Raw genomic sequence first — 2196 nt, 5'->3', positions numbered from 1 at the left:
GTTATTTTTGGCACATTATTCACTTTGATCGTCGCTTTTATCCTGTATATGCGTCATCGTTTACAGACTAAATATCGAGATTTAACGATTATCGCCTTCTTATTTTTGCTCTTCATTTCAGGTGTTCAATATGCAGAGTATACTGACAACCAAAATATGCACTCGAAATCATCACAAATGGTTAATTTTGTAAGAGTATTATCGAAAGACAAAGATGTAAATATAAGCTCTATCCTTTCCAATTCAGTACAATTATCCGATGGTGTCATCATTAAAATTAATGATCGTTATTACCGTATTAACTTAAGCTCAGATCAAAAAACTTACAATTTAGTCGAGGTTTGGTTAACAAATCCCGAAATAACCATCATAAAAAATTAAGGAAGAAAATGATTATTTATGCACCGATTATTATAAAGCTGGGATTGGGAATACTATGTTTGATTGTTCAAATCAACCTTATGGGAAAAGGTAACCTAGCCCCCTCATCCGCAATGGACCAGGTTCAAAACTATGTTTTAGGTGGGATTATTGGTGGTGTCATTTACAATGAGTCGATAACCGTGCTGCAATTTATACTCGTGTTAATCATCTGGACTTTGCTTGTTTTTACCCTTAAATTTTTAAAAGAAAATAACCCATTAATTAAACGTGTTATTGATGGAAAGCCAATTACCTTAGTACATAATGGCAACGTTAATGTTAAAGAGTGTTTAAAAAATGGCGTTTCCGCAAATGATTTAATGTTTAAGTTAAGATCCAATGGTATTTATGAAATAGAACAGCTAAAACGCGTTGTTCTTGAACAGAATGGGCAGTTAACTATTATTCAAAGTGGTGATGAAAACATACGTTATCCAATTATCGTGGATGGCTTAGCTAACGGTGATCCACTTGAAATCATCGGAAAAGACATTGGGTGGTTAGAAGACAACATCTCTAAACAAGGCTTCAATAAAATTAGTGATGTCTATTTAGGTGAGTATTTGTCGGGTAGAATTAATTTATATGGATATGAGAAAAATGGAGTCAAAGATTAAGTCAGATTTATTCCTTGCGTGTAACTGATAATGTTCTTGTTCTAAGTATCGTATTATTAATAAGGTGTAATTTCGCTCATACTATCACGCCATAGTGGCCAATAACCTTTGTTCGGGATGATGTCCTATCAAGCATCCGAGTTAATTGATAACAATGTAATTGATTCTGAGGCTGCATATATCTGACAATCATCTAGAAATCAAAAAAATAAAAAGGTCGCACTAGGCGACCTCTCGAATAGATGACTTATATAGCTTAAACGAGCCTTTACATTTTATCAGTAATTTATAATAGATAAGGGGTAAACATCCCAATCTACTCAGCATCTTTTTCTTTGGTTAAACAATAACGCAAATTTTGCCTAATTGCTTCAATTGACCAGATCCAAAAAGCTGTTCCAACAAACTCAGAAATAAGGGCTTGATAGCCAGCAGTCCATAGCCAGCCAGATAGTCCTAATAATGGTACGACTAAGCCATGAGCAAAAATAGAAACAGCGATACCAAAACAAATACCGTGTAATAATCTAACTTTGGGTAAATACTCAGCAATAATACAATATATTACTGCAATCACTATTGAAAATAATATATGGACACCATTTCCCCCCCAATTAATGCTATAGCCCATCCAATGATAAGTCATTGTATCTATATTTAACCCAAGCTTTTCTAGTAAGACGATTGGCGGTGGTGTTGTTTCAATGGTTCTTGGCGGAATTAAGCCTTCAAAACCTGACTTGACTAATGCTGAAAAAATACCCGCGATGATACCAACATATATTGCGATACCAATATGTCTGGAACTTTTTTTTGTTAACCTAAAAAAATCAATCATTATATACTCGCTCTATAATTTGGATATTATAAGTATAGTAGAGATAAGAATACGTGTTTATTATTTTAATTATTAGTTATAACAGTAGGGCTTAATTCATAGGATAACAGTAATTTTTTTCTTAAACATAAACAAATAATCAATCAAAACGAGAAAAATAAACACATGTATTTTAAAAAAAATAGCATTTAAATATATATGAAAATCACTTAAAAGCGAGATTTCATACTATAAGATTAACGGATTTGTATTAACATTGATTCTTTAAGCACACAATGTTGCCTTACTATACACCAATGCTCATAGCAACCTCTATTG

General features: G+C 32.7%; 3 protein-coding genes. 2 read left to right on the top strand and 1 reads right to left on the bottom strand.

Features of this window, described 5'->3' with window-relative positions; all coding sequences use genetic code 11:
* Together PSF16_RS17205 and PSF16_RS17200 are read left to right on the top strand one after the other, a co-directional pair.
* Positions 1–381: DUF3290 domain-containing protein (locus PSF16_RS17205; protein WP_272689787.1), on the top strand; the 381-nt coding region annotated here is incomplete at its 5' end.
* A gap of 8 nt (positions 382–389) precedes the next feature.
* Complete coding sequence (locus PSF16_RS17200; RefSeq protein ID WP_272689786.1) at positions 390–1040, top strand: DUF421 domain-containing protein; 651 nt, start codon at positions 390–392, stop codon at positions 1038–1040.
* 316 nt (positions 1041–1356) lie between these two features.
* Here the strand turns inward: PSF16_RS17200 and PSF16_RS17195 are convergent, their stop codons facing one another.
* The gene (locus PSF16_RS17195) at positions 1357–1878 is read right to left on the bottom strand and encodes a YagU family protein (RefSeq protein ID WP_036965053.1); all 522 of its coding nucleotides are present in this window, start codon (positions 1876–1878) and stop codon (positions 1357–1359) included.
* Positions 1879–2196 lie beyond the last annotated feature (318 nt).

Source organism: Providencia sp. PROV033 (assembly GCF_028484855.1).
Classification (GTDB): domain Bacteria; phylum Pseudomonadota; class Gammaproteobacteria; order Enterobacterales; family Enterobacteriaceae; genus Providencia; species Providencia alcalifaciens.
The sequence above is the reverse complement of the archived record's forward strand: the minus strand, read 5'-3'. Positions and strand labels throughout refer to the sequence as shown.